Source organism: Actinomadura rudentiformis (assembly GCF_008923185.1).
Taxonomy (GTDB): Bacteria; Actinomycetota; Actinomycetes; order Streptosporangiales; family Streptosporangiaceae; genus Spirillospora; species Spirillospora rudentiformis.
Map to the genome: position 1 here is coordinate 234993 of NZ_WBMT01000009.1, position 21655 is coordinate 256647.

Annotated in this window: 20 protein-coding genes; 9 read left to right on the forward strand and 11 right to left on the reverse strand. The window is 69.1% G+C overall.

The window, feature by feature from the left end; all coding sequences use genetic code 11:
• Window positions 1–37: 37 nt before the first annotated feature.
• From F8566_RS20785 to F8566_RS20795, 3 genes are all read left to right on the forward strand, one after another.
• Entirely contained in the window at window positions 38–595 is a 558-nt protein-coding gene (locus tag F8566_RS20785; protein WP_225993361.1) for a single-stranded DNA-binding protein, read from the forward strand.
• Window positions 592–1533, forward strand: a complete 942-nt coding sequence (locus tag F8566_RS20790; protein ID WP_151562282.1) for a hypothetical protein — start codon at window positions 592–594, stop codon at window positions 1531–1533. The genes F8566_RS20785 and F8566_RS20790 overlap by 4 nt, the downstream gene beginning before the upstream one ends.
• Before the next feature lie 276 nt (window positions 1534–1809).
• The gene (locus tag F8566_RS20795) at window positions 1810–3099 is read left to right on the forward strand and encodes a sensor domain-containing diguanylate cyclase (protein ID WP_151562284.1); all 1290 of its coding nucleotides are present in this window, start codon (window positions 1810–1812) and stop codon (window positions 3097–3099) included.
• A 363-nt stretch (window positions 3100–3462) separates the two neighbouring features.
• On the opposite strand, the gene F8566_RS20800 is transcribed toward F8566_RS20795, so the two are convergent.
• The 3 genes from F8566_RS20800 to F8566_RS20810 form a co-directional block, all read right to left on the reverse strand.
• A complete protein-coding gene (locus F8566_RS20800) occupies window positions 3463–3924 on the reverse strand; it encodes an ester cyclase (RefSeq protein WP_151562286.1) in 462 nt (153 codons plus the stop codon).
• Between the two features lie 9 nt (window positions 3925–3933).
• Window positions 3934–4857, reverse strand: coding sequence for an NADP-dependent oxidoreductase (locus F8566_RS20805; RefSeq protein ID WP_151562288.1), 924 nt, complete (start codon window positions 4855–4857; stop codon window positions 3934–3936).
• A gap of 94 nt (window positions 4858–4951) precedes the next feature.
• Entirely contained in the window at window positions 4952–5581 is a 630-nt protein-coding gene (locus tag F8566_RS20810) for a TetR/AcrR family transcriptional regulator (protein ID WP_151562290.1), read from the reverse strand.
• An 84-nt stretch (window positions 5582–5665) separates the two neighbouring features.
• On the opposite strand from F8566_RS20810, the gene ettA reads away from it, so the two are divergent.
• The 3 genes from ettA (at window position 5666) to F8566_RS20830 (ending at window position 9320) form a co-directional block, all read left to right on the forward strand.
• Window positions 5666–7330 carry an energy-dependent translational throttle protein EttA gene (ettA, locus tag F8566_RS20815; RefSeq protein WP_151562292.1) on the forward strand — a complete coding sequence of 555 codons (1665 nt, stop codon included), beginning with the start codon at window positions 5666–5668 and terminating at the stop codon, window positions 7328–7330.
• A 908-nt stretch (window positions 7331–8238) separates the two neighbouring features.
• Window positions 8239–8679 (forward strand): acyl-CoA thioesterase, encoded by a 441-nt coding sequence (locus tag F8566_RS20825; RefSeq protein ID WP_151562296.1) that lies wholly within the window; start codon window positions 8239–8241, stop codon window positions 8677–8679.
• Window positions 8676–9320: a GNAT family N-acetyltransferase gene (locus F8566_RS20830; protein WP_151562299.1), complete on the forward strand. Its 645-nt coding sequence runs from the start codon at window positions 8676–8678 to the stop codon at window positions 9318–9320. The genes F8566_RS20825 and F8566_RS20830 overlap by 4 nt, the downstream gene beginning before the upstream one ends.
• Here the strand turns inward: F8566_RS20830 and F8566_RS20835 are convergent.
• Window positions 9281–9892 (reverse strand): hypothetical protein, encoded by a 612-nt coding sequence (locus F8566_RS20835; RefSeq protein WP_151562301.1) that lies wholly within the window; start codon window positions 9890–9892, stop codon window positions 9281–9283. The genes F8566_RS20830 and F8566_RS20835 overlap by 40 nt on opposite strands.
• Before the next feature lie 286 nt (window positions 9893–10178).
• On the opposite strand from F8566_RS20835, the gene F8566_RS20840 reads away from it, so the two are divergent.
• Window positions 10179–11600 (forward strand): alpha/beta hydrolase family protein, encoded by a 1422-nt coding sequence (locus F8566_RS20840; RefSeq protein WP_151562303.1) that lies wholly within the window; start codon window positions 10179–10181, stop codon window positions 11598–11600.
• Window positions 11601–11837: 237 nt separating this feature from the next.
• On the opposite strand, the gene F8566_RS20845 is transcribed toward F8566_RS20840, so the two are convergent.
• The 4 genes from F8566_RS20845 to F8566_RS20860 all read right to left on the reverse strand — a co-directional run bounded on the left by F8566_RS20845 (window position 11838) and on the right by F8566_RS20860 (window position 16030).
• Window positions 11838–12944 (reverse strand): ABC transporter permease, encoded by a 1107-nt coding sequence (locus tag F8566_RS20845; protein ID WP_225993362.1) that lies wholly within the window; start codon window positions 12942–12944, stop codon window positions 11838–11840.
• Between the two features lie 800 nt (window positions 12945–13744).
• The gene (locus tag F8566_RS20850) at window positions 13745–14443 is read right to left on the reverse strand and encodes an ABC transporter ATP-binding protein (RefSeq protein ID WP_151562307.1); all 699 of its coding nucleotides are present in this window, start codon (window positions 14441–14443) and stop codon (window positions 13745–13747) included.
• Window positions 14440–15501, reverse strand: coding sequence for an efflux RND transporter periplasmic adaptor subunit (locus tag F8566_RS20855; RefSeq protein WP_151562309.1), 1062 nt, complete (start codon window positions 15499–15501; stop codon window positions 14440–14442). The genes F8566_RS20850 and F8566_RS20855 overlap by 4 nt, the downstream gene beginning before the upstream one ends.
• Before the next feature lie 34 nt (window positions 15502–15535).
• The gene (locus F8566_RS20860) at window positions 15536–16030 is read right to left on the reverse strand and encodes a hypothetical protein (protein WP_151562311.1); all 495 of its coding nucleotides are present in this window, start codon (window positions 16028–16030) and stop codon (window positions 15536–15538) included.
• Window positions 16031–16212: 182 nt separating this feature from the next.
• Here F8566_RS20860 and F8566_RS20865 point away from each other — a divergent pair, with 182 nt between their 5' ends.
• Both F8566_RS20865 and F8566_RS20870 read left to right on the forward strand, forming a co-directional pair.
• A complete protein-coding gene (locus F8566_RS20865; protein ID WP_151562313.1) occupies window positions 16213–16878 on the forward strand; it encodes a response regulator transcription factor in 666 nt (221 codons plus the stop codon).
• Between the two features lie 10 nt (window positions 16879–16888).
• On the forward strand, window positions 16889–18196 hold the full coding sequence (locus F8566_RS20870; RefSeq protein WP_151562315.1) for a sensor histidine kinase: 1308 nt from the start codon (window positions 16889–16891) through the stop codon (window positions 18194–18196).
• Here the strand turns inward: F8566_RS20870 and F8566_RS20875 are convergent.
• The 3 genes from F8566_RS20875 to F8566_RS20885 form a co-directional block, all read right to left on the reverse strand.
• Window positions 18136–19935: a glycoside hydrolase family 13 protein gene (locus F8566_RS20875; protein ID WP_225993363.1), complete on the reverse strand. Its 1800-nt coding sequence runs from the start codon at window positions 19933–19935 to the stop codon at window positions 18136–18138. The two genes, F8566_RS20870 and F8566_RS20875, sit on opposite strands and share 61 nt — an antisense overlap.
• Window positions 19936–19952: 17 nt before the next feature.
• Entirely contained in the window at window positions 19953–20336 is a 384-nt protein-coding gene (locus F8566_RS20880; RefSeq protein ID WP_151562317.1) for a globin, read from the reverse strand.
• A 74-nt stretch (window positions 20337–20410) separates the two neighbouring features.
• A complete protein-coding gene (locus F8566_RS20885; protein WP_151562319.1) occupies window positions 20411–21427 on the reverse strand; it encodes a mechanosensitive ion channel family protein in 1017 nt (338 codons plus the stop codon).
• Window positions 21428–21655 lie beyond the last annotated feature (228 nt).

Genomic DNA, 21655 nt, shown 5'->3' on the forward strand with positions numbered 1-21655 from the left:
CATGAAGGCTTCGCACGACGACCGAAGTGGAGGACATGTGAACGAGGCCCAGATCACCGTCGTCGGCTGGATCGCCGCAGAGCCCTTTTACACGATCACGGGCAATGGCACCCCGTTCCTGTCATTACGGGTCGGCTGCACCCCGCGCCGCTTCGACCGGCAGTCCGGGCTCTGGAAGGACGTCGACACGCTCTTCCTGACCGTCAACTGCTGGCGCCAGCTCGCCGACAACGTCAACGCGTCCGAGTTCAAGCGCGGCTATCCCGTCGTCGTCACCGGCAGGCTGCGCATCCGGCAGTACGAGAAGGACGGGCACTACCGGTTCTCCGCCGAGATCGAGGCCAGCACGCTGGGCCATGACCTCTCGCGTGGCACGGCCGACTTCCGCCCCGTCCAGCGAAGCGGCGCCCTCAGCGAGGAGGACCGCCAGGTGGCTCATGACGCCGCCGACCAGTGGGCGGTCGCAGGTCCCCTCGCCGCCCCCGGAGAGACAGCCGACCAGGTCACCACGGAGGCCGACCAGGCGACCACGGAGGCGGACGGCGCCGAACGTGGCGAAGACGACAAGCTCGATCTCCGGACCGAGGCCGCTTGAGCGCTGTCGTCACTGAAAGTATCCGTCTGCAGTCACAGAGTGCGCGGATATCGCCCCTCGCGACGCCGAAAGGCGTACTCTCTGTGACTGTGAATCAGCCCTGGGTCACACTCACTCTCTTCGTCACCACGATGATGGCGACGATCGGGTTCGCCGTCCGCATGATGAAGGCTGAGGTCTCCGGACTCCGCAGCGAGACCAAGGCGATGTTCGACGGCATGCGCAGTGAGACCAAGGCGCTCTTCGAGGGTGTGCGCAGTGAGACCAAGGTGCAGTTCGAGGGCTCCCACAGCGAAACGAGAGCGGAGTTCGAGTGGATCCGCAGCGAGACGAAGGCGCAGTTCGAGGGCATGCGTGCGGAGAATGCGGCGATGTTCGAGACGCAACGCACCGAATACCGCACATTGTTCGACGGTCAGTGCGCCGAATACCGGGCGTTGTTCGAGGATCAGCGTGCGGAGACGACGGCGGTCCTTGAGGGCCAGAGCACCGAGTACCGTGCGCTGTTCGAAGGCCACCGTTCGGAGTACCGCGCATTGTTCGGGGGCCAGCGCGCGGAGAACGCGGCGATGCTGGCGGGTCACCGCGACCAGAACGCGGCCCTGCTCGAAAGCCAGCGCATCGAGTACAGGGCCCTGGTCGAAGGCCAGCGCACGGAATACCGGGCGTTGTTCGAGGGGCAGCGCGATGAGATGCGGGCGTTGTTCGAGGGTCTCCGAGGGGAGATGGATATTCGCTTCGACCAGCTCGACGCTCGCGTGGACGGGATGGACGTCAGGCTGGAGGGAGTCGACGCCCGGCTGGGCCGAGTCGATGCCCGGCTGGATCAGGTGGATGCGCGGCTGAGCCTGGTGGAGGAGCAGATGCGAACGCTCGACCGGGATGTGCATGCGCTGTCGATCAAGGTGATGGGCAAGGACCAGCCCCCCGATGGCTGATCCGGGACCCATCGGTTGCGGGGGCGTCGTCGGCAGCCGGCCGACCTGCCGGTCGGCGCCCCCGGCCGTAGGGGTTGCGGGCCGCCTTATATCCAGGAAACGCCGCGCATGGTTTCTTCCCCCTCCGGTGGTGCTGAGGACAGCGTGCCCGCTGGCCCCGTCCGTAGGGACCCAGAGCGGTCACCTACATGTGCGCTATTGAAGGTACCGTTTTCCGACCCGTTCCGCACACGTTGCACCTATCGTGTTACACAACGTGAGTCGTAAGGGGGAAGGATGACGGCAGTGCAGTCGTCCGCCGAGGACCGAGGTGGGGACCTGGCCCGCAGGCCCCGGCGCCGTGGCATTCACGGGCGCCTGTCCCTGCTGGCCGTCTACGTGCCCGCGGTCGGCGCCCTGCACCTCGTGCTGACCCTGGTCGGCCTTGCTCGCACCCCGGTCCGGCTCAATGATCTACTGACATTTGCCGCGTTGCTGGCCTGTGGCGCCGTCTGCATCGAAGCTTCCCGCCGGCTCGGCATGCCCGCCGGTGTGGCGCGTGACCTCCTCTCGGCCTGGTGGCTGCCGGTCGCCCTTCTGCTGCCCCCGGTCTACGCCCTGCTCATCCCGATCCCGCTGCAGATACTGCTGCAGTTCCGGGTCCGCCGGACCTTGCTCTACCGCCGGGTCCTGGTCACCGCCGCGCACGGCCTGGCCGGGGCGTCCGCCTCGGTCGTCTTCCACCTGGCCGTTCCCGATCCCCTGGGCGGCGACCCCACCTGGGTGGTCGACGGCTATCCGGGCATCCCGGTCGCCGTTGCGTGCGCGGCCCTGTTCACGGTGGTCAACACCGCCATCGTGGCCGTCGCCGCTCACGCCGCCAACCCCGAGAGCCGCTGGCGCGACGTCCTGTGGAACCGCGAGAGCCTGCTGCTGGACGTCGTCGAGCTCTGCGTCGGCGTCCTCGTGGCCATCACCAGCGCCCTCTCCCCGTTCCTCCTTCTGCTGGCCCTGCCGCCGGTCGTCCTCCTCCAGCGCAGCCTGATGCACCAGCAGCTCCAGGCCGCCGCCCGCACCGACGCCAAGACCGGCCTGCTCAACGCCGCGGCCTGGCAACGCGAGGCCGACACCGAACTGTCCCGCGCCCAGCGCTCCCACGACCCCCTGGCGCTCCTGCTCATCGACATCGACCACTTCAAGCGGGTGAACGACACCCACGGCCACCTGGTCGGCGACCAGGTCCTCATCGGCGTGGCCAGCACGCTCTGCGGCCAGCTCCGCGACTACGACGTGGTAGGCCGCTTCGGCGGCGAGGAGTTCGTCGTGCTCCTTCCCGGCGCCGACACCGTGGAGGCCTGCCGCGTGGCCGAACGCCTTCGAGGCCGAGTCCGCCGCCTGGCCGTCCCCGCCGAGGACGGCACCGTGGGCGTCACCATCTCCGTGGGCGTCTCCCTCTTCCGCATGCACGGAGAGGACCTCATCGAGCTCCTGGCCGCGGCCGACCTGGCCCTCTACCGCGCCAAGGAGTCCGGTCGCGACCGGGTCTGCCTCCCGGCGATCGAAGGCCCCAAACCCACCGACAACTAGTTCCGTGTCGCGAAGTCGCCGCCCGTGGTGAGCGGCGTCCAGGTGCGCACATCTCGTGGGTCGGCGACAACCTCGCGAGGTGCATGTCTGGGGGTCCGTAGTACGGCGGCCACTCCGCAGAGGTGTGCCTGCGGGTGTGCAAGGAGAGGGCAAATCCGGCGGTGTGCCTGCGGGTGCGTAATAAGGCGGCTGACTTTGAGACACACCCTGGCCCCGTGGGGGCTGGCCCTGGACCCGCGGGAGGTCTGACTTGGCCCTGCAGGCCCGTCCCTGGCCCTGCGGGAGGTGTGACTTGGTCCCGCGGGAGGTGTGACTGGCCCTGCGGGGTGCCTGGTGTGGCGTGGGGGATCGGGGTGGGTTGGTTCAGGGGGTGGGGTTGGTGCGTTCTCGCCAGATTGCCAGGTGGGCTCCTGCTTCGTCGGTGGAGAGGCCGAGTTGCTCGCACATCTGGTGGAAGTCGAAGAAGAACCGCTCGTGCGTGATCAGGTCGTTGCGGACGGTCCAGTGGCAGGCGAAGGGGAGGGCGTAGGACCTTCCGGTCGGTGCGATGCCGGCCAGGGAGTCCTTCATCGTCGCGTGGATCGTTCCGGCGCCGATGACCAGGTCACCGGACTCGGCCAGGTACTCCAGCTCCACGTTGTAGTCGGGGAAGGCTCGCAGGAAGCCGGTGAACTGTGCCCTGGCCTCGTCGGCTCCGTGGGCGACGGCCTGGAAGGGGATGGTCTCGAAGATCACGTCGGGATGGCAGACCGCCAGTGCCGCTGTGATGTCGGAGCGGCTCTTGGCCTCCGCGTAGGTGCGGACGACGTCGGATGTGCCGGCCATGGTTCTCCTTCAGATGGTGAGGACGACTTTGCCGGTGGTACGGCCCTTGGCGATCAGGTCGTGGGCGGCGGCGGCTTCGGACAGGGGAAACTCGCGTTCGACATGCGCTTTGAGCCGTCCCCTGCGGACGAGATCGGCCAGCGCCTCCAGCCCGGCGCCGTCCGGGTCGACGAGGTACTCGCGGGCCTGCACGCCCAGCTCGGCCGCGCGTTCGTGCATCCCAGGGGTCCAGGCCGCCTGGCCGCTGACCAGGACACCGCCAGGGCGGAGGCTTTCGAGTGCTCGCAGGCCGTGCTCGCCGCCGAACATCTGGATGACGACGTCCATGTCGCGGGCCGCGTCGGTCGTGTAGTCGATCACCTCGTCGGCGCCCAGGCCAAGGACGAAGGGGTGCTTGGCCGCGCTGGCCGTTCCGGTGACATGGGCGCCGAGGGCCTTGGCGATCTGGACGGCCAGATGCCCCACGCCGCCTGCCGCCCCCGCCACCAGCACGCGCTCGCCTGGGTGGACGTCGGCCACCTCGGTGAGCATCTGCCAGGCCGTCAGGCCGGCCAAGGGGAGGGCGCTCGCTTCGATGAAGGTCAGTTCGTCGGGGATGAGGGCGAAATGGCGGGCCGGGGCCGTGACGTACTCCGCGTACGCCCCTGCTGCACGCGGGAACCACGGCATCCCGAACACCCGGTCGCCGACCTCGAAGCGCGACGTTCCGTACCCGGTCTCCTCCACGACTCCGGCGACGTCCCAGCCGTTGATGAACGGCAGGTCGAGCACACGGTTGTAGGCCACGCCCATCCGCGTGTAGACGTCCACCGGGTTGACCCCGGCCGCCACGACCCGGACCAGCACCTCGCCGAAGACCGGCTTGGGTCTCTCGACCTCGACCAGCTCCATGGTCTCCGTGCCGCCCCACGCCGCCTGCTGGATCGCTCGCATGATCCTCTCCTCCCGTGATGATCGAGAAGTTACATACATACAGTATGTATGTCAATGAGGCAGAGAAGTGAAGGCAAGGTGTGCACAACGGGTCTCAGGTGTGGGCGCAGCCTGGGGTGGAGCGGCCCGCTACCCCCGCCAGCAGGAGTTCTACCTGCGAGAGGCTCTCTTCTACGGCGGCCTGCTGGTCCTCGGCTCGGGCGATGTCCAGTGCGCTTTCGCAGATGCCGCCGTACAAGAGGGAGGTCAGCGGCTCCAGTGGGCGCGCGGGAATGCAGCCCGCGCGTACGGCTATCGCGAGCCCTTCGCGCATCTGGCCCTTGCAGTGCGACTGGATGTCGCGCATGACGGTCCAGCCGAGCGCTCCCGGGGCCTCGACCAGCGAGATCTCGCAGACGGCGGGCTCCAGGGAGGCCGTCAGCAACGCCCGGCAGCCGGCCAGCATGCCGTCCCACGGGTCCTGTTCGGCGCGGAAGGCCCGCCGGACGACCGCCGCCAGTTCCTCCTGGTCAGCCGCGTACACCTCGCGGAAGATCTCTTCCTTGTTGCCGAAGTGGTGGTAGAACGCGCCGCGGGTGACGCCGGCCTTGTCGCAGATCGCGCCCAGCGAGGTGCCCGCGAACCCGTCGTGGACGAAGAGCTCTCGCGCTGCCGCGACCAGAGCGCCGGTGGTCGCCCTGGTGCGTTCCTGCTGGCTCCGGCGGGAGCCCGCGGTTGTGGCCATTCCTCGGCTTCCTTCCATGGTGGGGCGGGGGCAGTCGGCTGACGCTGCAACGAATGGTGGTCCGGGTCCCCTAGGCTTGACGATATGGCGGAGTACATCTTCACGTTTCAGCGCGTGCGCAAGGCGCACGGTGACAAGGTCGTTCTTGACGACGTCACCATGAGCTTCCTGCCCGGGGCCAAGATCGGTGTCCTGGGTCCGAACGGCATGGGCAAGTCGACGCTGCTGCGGATGATGGCCGGCCTGGAGCAGCCGTCCAACGGTGAAGCCCGCCTCATGCCCGGCTACACCGTGGGCATCCTGCAGCAGGAACCGCCGTTGAACGAGGACAAAACGGTCCTCGGCAACGTCGAGGAGGGCGTGGCCGAGACCAAGGGCATGCTCGACCGGTTCAACGAGATCGCCGAGAAGATGGCGACGGACTACTCCGATGCGCTCATGGAGGAGATGGGCAAGCTGCAGGAGCAACTCGACCATCGCAACGCCTGGGATCTCGAAAGCCAGCTTGAGCAGGCGATGGACGCGCTGCGGTGCCCGGCCGGGGACCTTGCCGTGACCAACCTGTCGGGTGGTGAGCGCCGACGCGTGGCGCTGTGCAAGCTGCTGTTGCAACACCCTGACCTGCTGCTTCTTGACGAGCCCACCAACCACCTGGACGCGGAGAGCGTGCAGTGGCTGGAGCAGTACCTGGAGAAGTACGAGGGCACTGTGCTGGCGGTCACCCACGACCGGTACTTCCTCGACAACGTGGCCGGCTGGATCTGCGAGGTCGACCGCGGCCGCCTGTTCCCCTACGAGGGCAACTACTCGACGTACCTCGAGAAGAAGGCCGAGCGCCTCAAGGTCGAGGGCAACAAGGACGCCAAGCGCAAGAAGCGCCTGCAGGACGAGCTCGAGTGGGTCCGGTCCAACCCCAAGGCCCGGCAGACCAAGAGCAAGGCCCGTCTGCAGCGGTACGAGGAGATGGCCTCCGAGGCCGCCAAGACCCGCAAGCTCGACTTCGAAGAGATCCAGATCCCCCCGGGCCCGCGCCTGGGCAACCTGGTGATCGAGTCGGAGAACCTGACCAAGGGCTTCGGTGACCGGCTCCTCATGGAGAAGCTCTCGTTCAACCTGCCGCCCAACGGCATCGTCGGCGTCATCGGCCCGAACGGTGTGGGCAAGACCACACTGTTCCGCATGATCATTGGCGACGAGCAGCCCGACTCCGGACAGCTGCGCCTGGGTGACACGGTCCAGATCTCGTACGTCGACCAGGGCCGCGGCGGGATCGACCCGAAGAAGAACGTCTGGGAGGTCGTCTCCGACGGGCTCGACCACATCAAGGTCGGCCAGGTCGAGATGCCGTCCAGGGCCTATGTGGCGGCGTTCGGCTTCAAGGGCCCGGACCAGCAGAAGGCCTCGGGCGTGCTGTCGGGCGGTGAGCGCAACCGCCTCAACCTGGCGCTGACCCTCAAGCAGGGCGGCAACGTCCTGCTGCTGGACGAGCCCACCAACGACCTCGACACCGAGACGCTGTCCAGCCTCGAGAACGCCCTCCTCGAATTCCCCGGCTGCGCCGTGATCACCTCGCACGACCGGTGGTTCCTCGACCGCATCGCCACGCACATCCTGGCGTGGGAAGAGGGCTCCAGCTGGTTCTGGTTCGAGGGCAACTTCGCCGACTACGAGAAGAACAAGATCGAGCGCCTGGGTGCCGACGCGGCCCGCCCGCACCGCGTCACCCACCGCAAGCTCACCCGCGACTGACCGCACCGCGCCGCCCGCCGCGAACCCCGCGCCGGGCGGCGCCCTCCGGCGCCGCCACCCACGCACCCCGCCGCGCAGTACCCCTGTGTCGGAGCGCACCCCAGCGCCGCCCGCTGGACACCCGCGCTTAGGGCACACCTGCGCCATGGCGACATTGGGCGCCGCTAGTTGGACATCCGCGCCCGGCCGCCGCTGCGCACCCGCACACCTGCTGGGCGGCGCACCCGCGCTGGGCGGCGCATCTGTGCCGGGCCGCGTACCCGCGCTGGGCGGCGCATCTGTGCCGGGCCGCGTACCCGCGCTGGGCGGCGCATCTGTGCCGGGCCGCGTACCCGCGCTGGGCGGCGTACCTGTGCCGGGCCGCGTACCCGCGCTGGGCGGCGCATCTGTGCCGGGCGGCGTACCTGTGCCGGGCGGCGCACCTGTGCCCGGGCGCATACCCGTGCAGGGAGCAGGTTGGCGCTACTCCTGCACATTCGCACCTGCCGTGCCTTCGCGTCACGTGCCGCGCACGCGCTGGTGGAGCCTTCCGTGATGTGCCAGCGCACCTACGCCAGGCGGCGCCCTGCCTGCTGCGCATACGTCCCTGGGGCAGACCTGCGACGTGGCGCACATTGGCGCCGCTCGCTGTGCCTTCACGTCATGTGCTGCGCATCCCACGCCACCAACTGGGCATCCGCGCACCTGCGCCGGGCGGCGTGCCTGAGCCGGGCGCAGATTCCGCGCGCCAAGCGGCACACCTGCGCTGGGGCGCGCAACTGGGCTGCCCGCCGCCCAGTACAGTGCACGTTGCGGGTCAAGGGTCTCGAACGGGGCGCATGGTGCGGGCGGATAGCATCGGGATCCAGATCCGACCCGGAGGCCGGGGCGGAGGACTCCGGCGTTCGCACCCGACCCCAGGCGAGGACATGCAGCGAAAGAACCTGCCCCCGGCGGACTTCCGGCACGTGTACGAGTTCTATCTCCGGTTCGGCGACATCGACTCGCAGGGGCATGTCAACAACGTGAAGTTCCTCGGCTACCTGGAGGACGCGCGGCTGGAGATGTTCCACGGCGACCCGGTGCGCAAGGGGGAGCAGCCCGTCCGCGGCATGGTGATCTCCCGGCATGAGATCGACTACAAGCTGCCGCTGCTGCCGACGGTGTACCCGGTGCGGGTGGAGACGTGGGTCACCGAGGCGCGCGCCGCCTCGTTCAAGCTCGCCTACGAGGTGCGGGACGACGAGAACGTGTACGCCACCGCCACCTCGACGCTCGTCGCGTTCGACGTGGAGGGCAACCGGCTGCGCCGCTTCACGCCGGAGGAGCGGGAGTTCATCGGGCGCTACATGCCACCGGCGGATCGATGACCGTCACCGACGAGCCGAGGGTCGTCACGGCGCCCGGCGACACGGCCTGGGCTCGGCAGGCGGTCCGGCTGCGGGCCGTCCGGGTGGGCGACGCGGAGGAGCTGACCGCGCTCTGTCTGGGCAATCGGGAGTATTTGCGGCCATGGGAGCCCGTGCGCGAGGCGTCGTACTTCACCGTGGAGGGCCAGCGGGCGAACGTGCATGACCTCGTTCGGGCGCATGCCGCAGGGGAGATGTGGCCGGGCGTGATCCTCGAGGACGGGGAGATCGCCGGGAGGATCACGCTCAACAACATCCTGCGCGGGCCGCTACAGAGCTGCTTCGTCGGCTACTGGGTGGCACAGGACCGCGCCGGCCGCGGGGTCGCGACCGAGGCCGTACGGCAGGCGCTCGACCTGGCCTTCGGCGAGCTGGGCCTGCACCGGGTGGAAGCCTTCACCCGGGTGGACAACGACAGGTCGCAGCGCGTGCTGGCGCGCAACGGATTCACGGCCGTGGGCGTCGCTCGCCGGCACATCCATGTGGATGGCCGCTGGCACGACGAGCGGCTCTTCGAAAGGCTGGCTCCCTGGGACGACGGCTACGCCCTGCACCCGCCTGCTCAGGGCGAGTACAGCCAGGGGGTGTGCAGGTCGAGGTAGGTGAACTCGCCCTCGTAGAAGCGCATCATCTGCTCCCACTGGTCCCGCAGTTCCGGGGGCATTTCCTTGCTTTCGCTCGCCCTCGCCTCGGCCTCGGAGGTGAAGTAGACGGCTTCGCTGATGCCGCTGCCGTCCTCGTGCACCGCCATGACGCTTCCGATGATCTCGGGCCGGAACGCGCGGATGGCCCTGTCGTCCTGCTGCCCCATGTAGTCGATGAGGCCCGCGAAGTCGCGGATCCGATTCTGCATGACCTGGACGAAGCCCGCCCGGTCCGAGCCGCCGCCGAGCCAGGTGTCGGTCTGGGTGCAGTCGTGGAAGGTCACTTCCGCGGTGAAGAGTTTGGAGGTCTCGATCCACCACTGGCCCTGCTCGGGGCGATCGCTGTTCCGCCGCGCGGCCTCCCGGTTCTCGAACCGGGCGAACGTGATGAACGTTCCGTCGTCGGAGACTCCGGCCGTGCTGCCGAGCCAGCCGTTCGCCCCTGGAGCCAGCTCGCGGACCCAGCGGTCCAGTGCGTCCTTCACCTCTGCGGCGTCGCTGACCTTGCCCTGGATGATCTGAACGAACATCGCGTCCCCCCGCGAAGATCACTGTTTGGAACGGAGTTGCTACGGAAAGCCACTCCTAGAGCCGACATTATGCCCATCCGAATCGCATGACAACGCCCAGCGAGCGGTCCGATGGTGCGCGGGGAGCTGACACAGGGCTTGCGGTGCGGGCAACCGGGTTGTCACGGGTGGATAACAAGCAAAACATGGATCCGTTTATGTCCCATCTACCCCTCTAATGTCGCCTTCGCGAATTGTGGAGACCCCACACGAAGGGCGGACGATGGTAAACGTTTCCAGAGGGTCGATGGCCTTGCTGCTCGCCGCCGGGCTGGCCGCGAGCACCGGTGCCATCGCCACCGCGCAGGCCGCGGCCGGAGCGACCCCGGGCACGCGGGCCGCCGCTCAGCCGCAGAACGACGACCTCGCGGCGCGGCTCAAGGCGATCAAGGGCATGACGGTGGAGGAGAAGACCTCCACGATGCCCGGCTACCGCTGGTTCTGGCTCAAGTACCGGCAGCCGGTCGACCACCGGCGCCCGAAGGGCCGGTGGTTCGAGCAGCGGATCATGCTCCAGCACAAGTCGCTCGACCGGCCGATGGTGCGGTACACCAGCGGCTACAACACGCCCGAGGTCATGTTCAAGACCGAGCCGACGGCGCTCGTGGACGGCAACCAGATCTCGATCGAGTACCGCTACTTCACGCCGTCCCGGCCGCAGCCGACGGACTGGACGAAGGACACGATCTGGCAGGCCGCCACCGACGAGCACCGGATCATCCAGGCGCTCAAGAAGATCTACAAGAAGCGCTGGATCTCCACCGGGGTCAGCAAGGGCGGCATGACGGTCGTCTACCACAAGCGCTTCTACCCGCGTGACGTCGACGGCAGCGTGGTGTACGTGGCGCCGAACGACGTCAACAACAAGGAGGACAGCAGGTACGACCGGTTCTTCGCGACGGTCGGCACCGACCCGCAGTGCCGGACGCACGTGAAGCGCCTGGCCCGCGAGCTCCTCAAGCGGCGTCCCGCCATGCTGCAGCGCTTCAAGGCCGACGCCGCCAAGAACGGCTGGACGTTCACGATCCTGCGCACCCCGGACCGCGCGTTCGAGAACTCGGTCATGGACTACGAGTGGGGCTTCTGGCAGTACGCCCTGCAGTCCGACTGCAAGTCCCTGCCCGCCCTCAACGCCTCGGACGACGTGCTCTACAAGAGCCTCGACTCGATCGCGGGCATCTCGTTCTACACGGACCAGGGCCTGCAGCCGTACATCCCGTACTACTACCAGGCGGGCACCCAGCTGGGCTGGCCCACGCCGCAGTTCAAGCACCTGCGCCCGCTGCTGCGGTACGAGCGCAGCTACCAGCCGCGTACGTATGTGCCGCGCAACATCCGGATGCGTTTCGACGGCGGCAAGGCGATGCGCGACATCGACGGCTGGGTGCGTGCGCGGGGCAGCAAGCTGATGTTCCTGTACGGGGCGAACGACCCATGGGGCTCTGAGCGCTTCAGGCTTGGCAAGGGCACCCGCGACTCGGCCGTTTACACCGCCCCCGGCATGAACCACAGCGGCAAGCTCATCGAGAAGCTGCCGGCCGCGCAGCGAGCCAAGGCGATCGCTGACCTGCTCCGCTGGGCGAACGTGCCTGCCCAGGCGCAGACGTTGACCACCACGCCCTCCGACGCCATCGACCCGCTGATCCTGCAGGGCCGTCCCCCGCTGTAACCCAGACCCTCCCCGCTCTGACCAGCACGAGTCCCGCGCCGCAGTCCGCCTGCGCCGCGGGACTCGTCCGCACGACGGGCTCTTCCGGACGGCGGGCTACGTCAGGCGGCGGACTCGGCCCGGCGGCGGACTTGGTTGGTCGGCGGACTTGGTTGGTCGGCGGGCTACGTCAGGCAGCGGATTTGGTCGGTCGGTGGGCTCGGTTGGACGACGGATTCGGTTGGACGGTGGGCTCGGTCAGGCGGTTTGGAGAGCGATGGTGGGCGATAGGCGGGCGGCCCGGACGGCCGGGTAGAGGCCCGCGATGGTGCCGATGACCAGGGTCGCGCCGAGGCCACCCGCAATCGACCAGAGGGGTACCACGGGAGGCAGGCCGGTGGACGTGGCGTACCCGAAGGTTGCCAGCGTGCCCAGCACCGCCCCGACGACGCCGCCGAGTCCGGACAGCAGCAGCGACTCGGTCACGAACTGCAGGCGGACGTGCCCGCGGGTCGCGCCGAGTGAACGGCGGAGCCCGATCTCATGCCGCCGTTCCAGCACCGAAATGATCATTGTGTTGGCGACGCCGACGCCGCCGACGAGGAGCGCGACGGCGCCCAGCCCGAGGAGCAGGTCGGTGAACGCACCCGCCGCGGCGGCCTTGGCCTGGAGCGCCGCCGACGGATCGGTGACCGTGACGTCCTGCGGGTTCTCCGCGTTGATCGTGCGCGGTAGGAGCTCGCGGACCCGGGACACGGCGTCATCTGCGGAACGTTCGTAGATCGAGGTCGGATGGCCGTCGAAGCCGAGGTACCGCTGCGCCGCCGTCCAGCCGATCAATGCGGAACGTTCGATCTCTGGCGCCAGCGGCAGCGGGTCGAGGATGCCGATCACGGTGAAGTACCGGCCGCCGACGAGGACCTGCTGGCCGATCTCGCTGATGCCCAGCCGTTCCGCCGCGACGGAGCCGAGGACGACGGACGGGTAGCGCCCGTTACCCGCGTTCAGCCACGTACCGGCGCGGATCTTGGCGTCCAGCGTCTCAAGCAGTTCCTCGGTGGCCGCCTGCGCCGTGATCCCGCCGGTCTCGTCCTTGGAGATCTTGTCGGAGCGCCGGACGGTGCCCGGCAGCGAGCCGATGGCCGCCGACTGCTCGACGCCGTCGATCCGCCGCACCATCTTCTCCGCGCCCTTGGGGAGCTTGATCTTCTCACCAGTGAGCATCGACTCCCCAGGCCCGGCCACCAGCAGGTTGGTTCCGAGCTCGTCCAACTGCCGCAACACCTCAGCCTTGCCGGACGCCGAGATCCCCACCACCGAGATCATCGTCGCGATGCCGATCGCAATGCCGAGCGCAGACAACACAACGCGGACCGGCCGAGTACGCAACCCCACCGCCCCGACCCGCAGCACATCGCCAACCGAGAGCCGCGCAGGCACCAATCTCTGCCCTCTCACACGCTCACGCCTGGCAGGCCCGTCCTTGGCACGTTCGCCCCTTGCACGTCCGTTCCTCATCGGCCCGCCCTCACACGGTCACCTCTCGCACGCCCGCCCCTCGCACGATCACCTCTCGCGGGCCCGCCCCTCACACGTTCACCTCTCGCAGGCCCGGCCCTCGCACGCTCACGCCTCGCGGGCTCGCGCCTCGCACAATCACGCCTCGCACGCCCGCCTCACACGCTCATCTCTCGCAGGCCCGCCTTCGCACGTTCACCTCTCACAGGCCCGCCCTCGCACGGTCACGCCTGGCAGGCCCGTCCTTGGCATGTTCGCTCTTTGCACGTTCACCCCTTGCACGTCGGCTCCTCATCGGCCCGCCCTCGCACGATCACCTCTCGCACGCCCGCCCCTCGCACACTCATCTCACGCAGGCCCGGCCCTCGCACGGTCACGCCTCGCGGGCTCGCCCCTCGCACAATCACGCCTCGCACGCCCGCCTCACACGCTCATCTCTCGCAGGCCCGCCCCTCGCAGGCCCGCCCCTCGCAGGCCCGCCCCTCGCAGGCCCGCCCCTCGCAGGCCCGTCCTTGGCACATTCGTCCCTTGCACGTCGGCTCCTCATCGGCCCGCCCTCGCACCTTCACCCCTCGCACGCCCGCCCCTCGCACGCTCACCTCTCGCAGGCTCCCCCCTCATAGGCCCGGCTTTCATAGGCCCGACCTTCATATGGCGCCTGCCTGCATTGGTGTTCGCGTGTCGGAGACGATGAGGCCGTCGCGGAGGCGTATCTGCCGGGGGAGTGCCGCAGCGATCTCGTGGTCGTGCGTGATCACGGCGATCGTCGTGCCCTGGGCGTTCAGGTCGCGCAGCAGTGCCATCACGGTGTCGCCAGAGGCGGAGTCGAGCGCGCCGGTCGGCTCGTCGGCCAGCAGCAACGCGGGTTCGCCGATGATCGCGCGGGCGATTGCGACCCGCTGCTTCTGGCCGCCTGACAGTTCATGCGGCCGGTGCGTCATCCGGTCGGAGAGGCCGACCTGTGCCAGCACGGCCCTCGCCTTGCGCCGGCGGGCCCGCAACGGCTGGCCGCTGTAGAGGAGCCCGTCCGCCACGTTGTCCAGTGCGGAGGCGCCGGCGGCCAGGTGGAACGACTGGAACACGAACCCCAGGTTCTGGGCGCGCAGGGCCGAAAGCTCGCGGTCGGAGAGCCCTGCCACTTCGTGCCCGGCGATCCGGACCGTGCCCGCGGACGGGCGGTCCAGGCTGCCGATGATGTGGAGCAATGTGGACTTGCCCGACCCGGACGGCCCGGCGATCGCTACGAGCTCGCCGCGCTGGATGGTCAGATCGATCCCGGCCAGCGCGGCGACGCCACCCGGGTACTCCTTCCGCACCCCGATGAGCTCAACGACTGGCGGGGTCATGACTTGGGCACCTCGACCTTCATGCCCTCACTGAGACCTTCGCCCGCCACCTCTACGCGGCCGTCGCCGAAGACACCGAGCTCAACCTTGACGGTACGAGGCGTGCCCGGGGTGACCACCCGGACGCCATAGCCGCCACCTGGCAGCGCCAGCAGGGCTTGGACGGGGACGGAGAGCACGTTCTTGCTCGTCTGGGTCGTGATGTTCACGGTGACGGGGGCCTGGTCGAGGCCGCCCGCCTTGCTCGGGTGGTCGAGCTCGATGATCACGTCGACCTTGGCCTCACCCTCATCGCCTCCGCCGCCGTCCTTGGCTGCCGTGGTGCCGATGCTGCGCACGGCGCCCCGTGCGGTACGGCCGGCGGGCAGCTCGACGGTGACCTTCGTGCCCTTTCTGAGGGTGCTCGCCTGATCGACTTCGAGCTTGAGGCTGACGACCTGTTCGGCTCCGGAGGAGGTCACGACCGGGCTGCCGGGGGTGACGCGGTCGCCCGCTGACGCGTCCCGGCTCTTCACCCGGACCGGCCCGGGGGCGAAGACGATCGCGTCCGGGCCCACCGTTCCTGTGGCCTTGCCGTCGTGGGCCTTCTGCCAGCGCCTGACCGCGTCGGCGGTGGCCGCGGTGTACTTCTGGTCCACGGTCAGGCTGTAGCCGAGGGCGCTGAGGTTCTTCTCCAGCTGCAGTACGTCGGGTCCCTCGTCGCCGGTCTTGAGCGTCCGATACATCGGACGTGTGCCGTACATCAGCCGTACGGGCCGTCCGTCCAGTTCGTAGAGCCTGCCGTTCAGGCGGACGGTGGCACCGGGGCTCTTGACCCACGTCACGGTCCCACCGGCGCCCGCCTTCAGTTTGCGTTCGCCCCCGTAGCCGAGCGTTCCCTGGACGGAGGTGCTGTCGCTCAGGTCGCCGCGTTCCACCGGGGCGGTGGTCATGGCGGCACCCGGACCGCGCCGCTCGCGCTTGCCGCCGCCGTCGGCCGTCGCATTGACGGTGATCCCCGCCCCGGTGGCCGCGACGACCAGGGCCGCCGTGGCGCCGATGATCGTTTTTCGCTTCATGGCCTGCTTTCCCTCGCGTCCGCGCGCCGGAAGATCATCCGAACGCGGCGCAGGCCCTGTTGGCCTTGTCGAACTTCACTCTTTCGGCCTCGCTCTGCGGAGCACGCTGGGCGGCCGCCATGCCGCCTTTGCCGTCGAATTTCGGGTCGGGCATGTCTACGCCGTGCTGGCGCATGCATTGGGCGAACTTGAGCATCCTGTCCTTCTGCTCCTGCGAGATCGGCTTCGGTTCCGGGATCCCCGCGACGCTCCGGCAGCTCTTCAGGGCCTTCTCGATCTTCTCCGCGCTCGCGCCCTTCCCGCCGATGGCGATGCCGCGTTGGGCCTCGCCGGGTTTGGGGTCAGGCATGTCGACGCCGTGCTCGCGCATGCACTTGGCGAACTTGAGCTGCTGGTCCATCGAGGGCATCCGGTCGCCTCCGCCCTTGCCGGCGGGCGCGGTGCCGGAGACGGAGGGGTTCTCCTTGCCGCTGCCACCCGCGTCCCCGCCGCAGGCTGTGCCGAGGAAGGCCAAGGCGGACAGAGTCAAGGCTGCAGTGAGCCCACGCAACCGATGACGATTGGTGATCATGGGATGTCCTCCCGTCGGGCCGGACCCGATCCGTCCGGCCATGTCCGAGAGGGTGGCCGGACCGGGTGTTTCCTTTCCTTAATCCCGGCGGGGCCTGGCTGCTTATCTTTTCGAAATGGCAGGTCAGGTAGACCTAGGGCATGCGCGTGCTGGTGGTGGAGGACGAGGACTACCTGGCGGAGCTGATCGCCGAGGGACTCCGGGCCCAGGCGATCGCGACGGACGTCGCCCACGACGGCGCGGAGGCGCTGCGCCGGTTCGAGGCGATGGACTATGACGTGGTCGTGCTGGACCGAGACCTGCCCGAGGTCCACGGCGACGACGTCTGCCGTCAGGTCGTACGCAGCGGGCGGTTGACGCGGATCCTGATGCTGACCGCGTCCGGCACTGTCCGGGATCGCGTCGAGGGCCTCGGACTGGGGGCGGACGACTACTTGCCCAAGCCGTTCTCCTACGAGGAACTCGTCGCCCGTGTGCTGGCCCTGGGACGGCGGGCCCGCCCCGCGCTGCCGCCCGTCCTGGAACGGGCCGGGGTCGTCCTCGACATCCCGCGCCGCCAGGCGTATCGCGACGGCCGCCGCCTCGACCTCTCGCGCAAGGAGTTCGCAGTCCTGGAGACGCTGATGCGCGCGGACGGCGCGGTGGTCGGCACCGATGAGCTGATCGAAGAGGTCTGGGAGGAGCACATCAGCTACAACTCCAATGCCGTACGGGTGACCGTCAGCAAGCTGCGGGCCAAGCTGGGGCAGCCGGCCGTGGTCGAGACCGTGTCGGGGTCCGGCTACCGGATGCGGGCGAGCGGATGAGAGCGAGCGCATGAGGATCACTGCCCGGGCCAGACTCACAGCCCTGTACGGAGGCCTGCTGCTCGTCGCAGGCGGAGGACTCGTCGCGTCGGTCTACTTCCTGATGAGGAAGTCCCTGGCCGACCGCCTGCCCACCGCGATCACCCTGGCGATCCCGGCAGACTGGGCGCCCGCAGTGGCGGCGAAACCCACGCAGGCGGCTGAGGGCACGGAGTCGGCCCAGGGTACGGGGCCGGTCCAGGGCACAGAGTCGGTCCAGGGCACAGACGCGGTCCCTGGCATGACGCCGGAGGCGGTGCGCGGCCGGGCCGCCACCCTCGGCCGGGCCGCGACCGCCGCCGAGGACACCGCGTACGAGCAGCTGCTGATCGTCTCACTCATCGCGCTCGCGATCTTCGCCGTCGTGTCGGTGTTCCTGGCGTGGTGGATGGCCGGGCGCGTGCTGCGTCCCGTGCATACGATCACCGCCACCGCCCGGCGCCTCTCCGGCGAGAATCTGGACGAACGCATCGCCCTCGCGGCCCCGCCGGGTGAGCTCAAGGACCTCGCCGACACGTTCGACGCCATGCTCGATCGGTTGCAGGGCCTGGTCTCCGCGCAGCAGCGGTTCGTCGCCAACGCCGCCCACGAGCTGCGGACCCCGCTCGCCGTGCAGCGCGCCGCGCTGGAGATCGGCCTGGCCGATCCCGACCCGGCGAGGGTCGCGCGCGTCCGCACCAAACTGCTGGACGTGGCGGACCGCAGCGAGCGGCTCATCGAGGGACTCCTGCTGCTGTCGGCCAGCGATCGAGGGCTGGACCGGCCCGAGCCGATCGACGCAGGCGAGATGGTGGAGGGCGTCGTGGCCGAGCACGCAGCCGAGGCCCGCGATCGCGACGTTACGGTCGAAACGTACATCGAGCCTGTACGGCTGGAGGGAGATCCGACCCTCTTCAGGCACCTGGTGCGCAATCTCCTGGAGAACGCCCTCCGCTACAACGTCCCTGGCGGGCGGATCCTCGTGCACATGGACGACACAGGGCTCAAGGTCAGGAACACCGGGCCGAAGGTGCCCTCCGACGTCGTACCTCACCTCTTCGAACCGTTCCGCCGCCTGCACCCGCGCCGCCATGCCCGCGGCGAAGGCACCGGGCTCGGGTTGTCCATCGTCGACTCGATCGCCCGCGCACATGGCGGCGAGGCTGTCGCGCGGGCCAACCCGGGCGGTGGGCTGAGCATCCGGGTGACCTTCGGAACGCGCGGCCTCGGAACACCCGATCAGGACGACTGCGGAGCGCGCAGCAGCCATGCGCAGGTGTCGGCGGGCAGCAGATCCTGACCGGCCGACTGCAAACCTTGGCCTGTCGGCGACCGATCTTGATCGGTGTGCGGCAGAAGCTGATCGGTGTGCGGCTGACCCTGATCGGTGTGCGGCTGACCCTGGACGGCCGGTCGCAGACGCTGATCGGCCGGGGCGCTGCTGATCACGACGTGGCCGGCGTCGGCGGGCAGCGGTACGGCACGTTCACCGCAGTTGAGCACGCACGTGAGTGGCCCGCGGGCGAACGCCACCACATCCTGGTCTGCGGAGAGCCAATCGAGCGACTCCTGCAGGTGCAGGTCGCGGCGATGCTGCAAGGACCGCCGGTAGAACGAGAGGGTCGAGCCGGGGTCGGACAGTTGCGCCTCAACGGTCAAGTCGGCCCACGCCGGGGGCATCGGGAGCCACGGCTTGGCACCGCTGCTGTTGGGCGAGAACCCGTACGGCTCGTTCGTCCCAGACCAAGGCAGCGGGACCCGGCAACCGTCCCGGCCAGGCTGCGTGCCGCCGGAGCGCTTCCACACCGGATCCTGGCGGGCCGCGTCGGGGAGGTCGACCACCTCGGGGAGGCCCAGCTCCTCGCCCTGGTAGAGGTACGCGGAACCCGGCAATGCCAGCATGAACAGCAGCGCGGCCCTGGCCCGGGCCAGCCCTGCGGCCGGGGGCCCGCCGGGTGGCATGTATCGCGAGACGTGGCGTACGGAATCGTGGCTGGAGAGCACCCACGTCGGCGCCGAACCCGTGGGTGCGACGGCGGCCAGCGCCGTGGTGACCACCTGGCGGAACGACTCCGCCGACCACCCGGCGAGCTGCAGATCGAACTGGAACACCTGGTGGAGCTCGTCGGGCCGCAGGAAGAGCGCCAGGTCCTCCGCGCTCTCGGTCCAGACCTCGCCGATCGCCATCCGCTCGCCCGCGTACCCGTCCAGGATGCGGCGCCAGTCGCGGTAGACCTCGTGGACCTCGGGCCGGCTGTAGATGGGACCGCTCACGACATGGCGGCTCCGGCCAGCGAGGTCGGCGAACGCGGCGTCCTTGAAGAGACCGGCGGCGACGTCGATCCGGAAGCCGTCGACACCGCGGTCGAGCCAGAACCGCAGGATGTCCTCGAACTCCGCCCGTACCTCCGGATTGCGCCAGTTGAGATCGGGCTGCTCGGGCGCGTACAGGTGGAGATACCACTCCCCGTCGGGCAGGCGCGTCCAGGCCGGCCCGCCGAACGCCGAAGGCCAGTCGTTCGGGGGCCCCTCCGCGCCTTCACGGTATGAGGAACCTTCAACCGACTTGGGGTCTTTCTCCACTTGGGTGGAAGAACCTCCACCGGGGGAGGTGCCGGAGGAAGATCCTGCACCTGGACGTCCCCGGCGGAAGATATAGCGCTCGCGCGCGGGAGACCCGGGCGGTGCGGCCAGCGCCTCCTGGAACCAGGGATGCCGGTCGGACGTGTGGTTGGGAACGATGTCGACGATCAGCCGCAGCCCGTGGGCGTGCGCGTCGGCGACCAGCGCGTCGAAGTCGCCGAGGCCGCCGAACCGCGGATCCACGTCACGGTAGTCGGCCACGTCATAGCCGCCGTCCGCCAGGGGGGAACGGTAGAACGGGGTGAGCCACAGCGCGTCCACACCGAGATCGCGCAGATAGCCGAGCCGGGAGCGGACGCCCTGCAGATCGCCCTCACCGTCCCCATCGGAGTCGGCGAAGCTGCGGACATAGATCTCGTAGACGACGGCGTCACGCCACCAGGGGGATCGCGTCATACCGCCGATCTACCCGCTCAGGTGTGGGCGTTCACCATGCTCTGCGCGGCCATCGTGAGGTAGTTCCAGAGCATCGTGTCGAGCTCCTCGGGAAGTTCAAGCTCGTCCACGGCGTCGCGCATGTGCCGCAACCACGCGTCGCGCTCGGCCTCACCGATGACGAACGGGGCGTGCCGCATGCGCAGCCGGGGGTGCCCGCGCTGTGAGCTGTAGGTGTTGGGGCCGCCCCAATACTGGATGAGGAAGAGCCGCAGCCGGTCTTCGGCGGGGCCGAGGTCCTCTTCCGGATAGAGCGGGCGGAGCAGGGGGTCGTCAGCGACACCCTGGTAGAAGCGGTGGACCAGGCGCCGGAAGGTCTCCTCGCCGCCGACCGCTTCGTAGAAGGTCACCTGTTGTGTCATGGCGCTCCCCACCCTATGCGAGGGCGCCCCGCCCTCGGTGTGTGACAGATCACCTTGATCAAGTCGTGAGCCGGTCAGGCGCCCGCGCCCGGGGTGGCCACGGAGATACCGGCCTCGTCGAACGCCTTCTTGACGCGTTCGCGCAGCTCACGGGCGATGCTGGCCTGCTTGCCCGGCGCCGTCTTGATCACGACTCGGACGATGACGGCGTCGCCGGCGAGGGCCTGGACGCCCCAGACGGACGGCTCTTCGAGGATCAGTTCCTTCCAGTCGGCGTCCGCGGCCATCGTCTCCGCGGTCGCCTGGAGGATCTCCTTGACCCGCTCGGTGTCCTCATGGATGTCCACCGGGATGTCGAGGACGGCGCGGCCCCAGTTCTGGGACTCGTTGCCGACCTTCTTGATCTCGCCGTTCGGCACGTACCAGACCACGCCGTCGACGTCGCGCATGCGCGTCACGCGCAGGGTGACGGCCTCGACCGTGCCCTTGGCGGTGCCCACGTCGATGAAGTCACCGACCCCGTACTGGTCCTCCAGCAGCATGAACAATCCGGCCAGGAAGTCCTTGACGATGTTCTGGGCGCCGAAGCCCACGGCCACGCCGATCACGCTGGCGCTGGCCAGGACGGGGGCCAGGTTGAGACCGAGCTCGCCCAGGACGCTGAACGCCGCGGTACCCATGATCAGGATGGACGCGATCGACCGCAGCACCGACCCCAGCGTCTTGGCGCGCTGGGCCCTGCGCTGGTTGAGCAGCGCGGGGCTGCCCTCGAAGGACGTCCGCGTCCGCTCGCGGATCTTCTCCGACATGGTGCCCTCGGCCATGCGCAGCGTGACCTTGGTGATCGTGCGGTGGGCGATGCTGCGCAGGACCAGCGCGAACACCAGCGTCACGACGATCCAGAAGAAGACGTTGAGCGGCGTGTCCAGCCACGTCTTGAAGAAAAGCGTGAAGCGCTCGTCGTTCGTGATGTTCCACACCAAGCGGCAAGAAACGCTGGGGTTGGGAGTGCCGCACGCCTTCTCCGGCGTGCCCTCCTGCTGCCAGGGCAGCGATGACCCCAGGGTGAGCGCCGTCTGAGCGAGCGGCATGTGGCAGACCCTCCCCGGCCGGCTTGTGTGGGTGTCTCCGCCATGTCGCCGTGGACCTGCGGCGGTCGTACGAGCCGATCGTAGGGGACGGTGACGAGCGGTTCGTACGGCGCCGGCGGCATGGCGGGACCCGGCCGGGGAGGGACTGACCCTCTGCCGCGGACCTGGGTACGGGCGTTGGACCCCAGATCCGCGGTGGGCTGATCTGTCGAGTTGCGAAGCGATGGC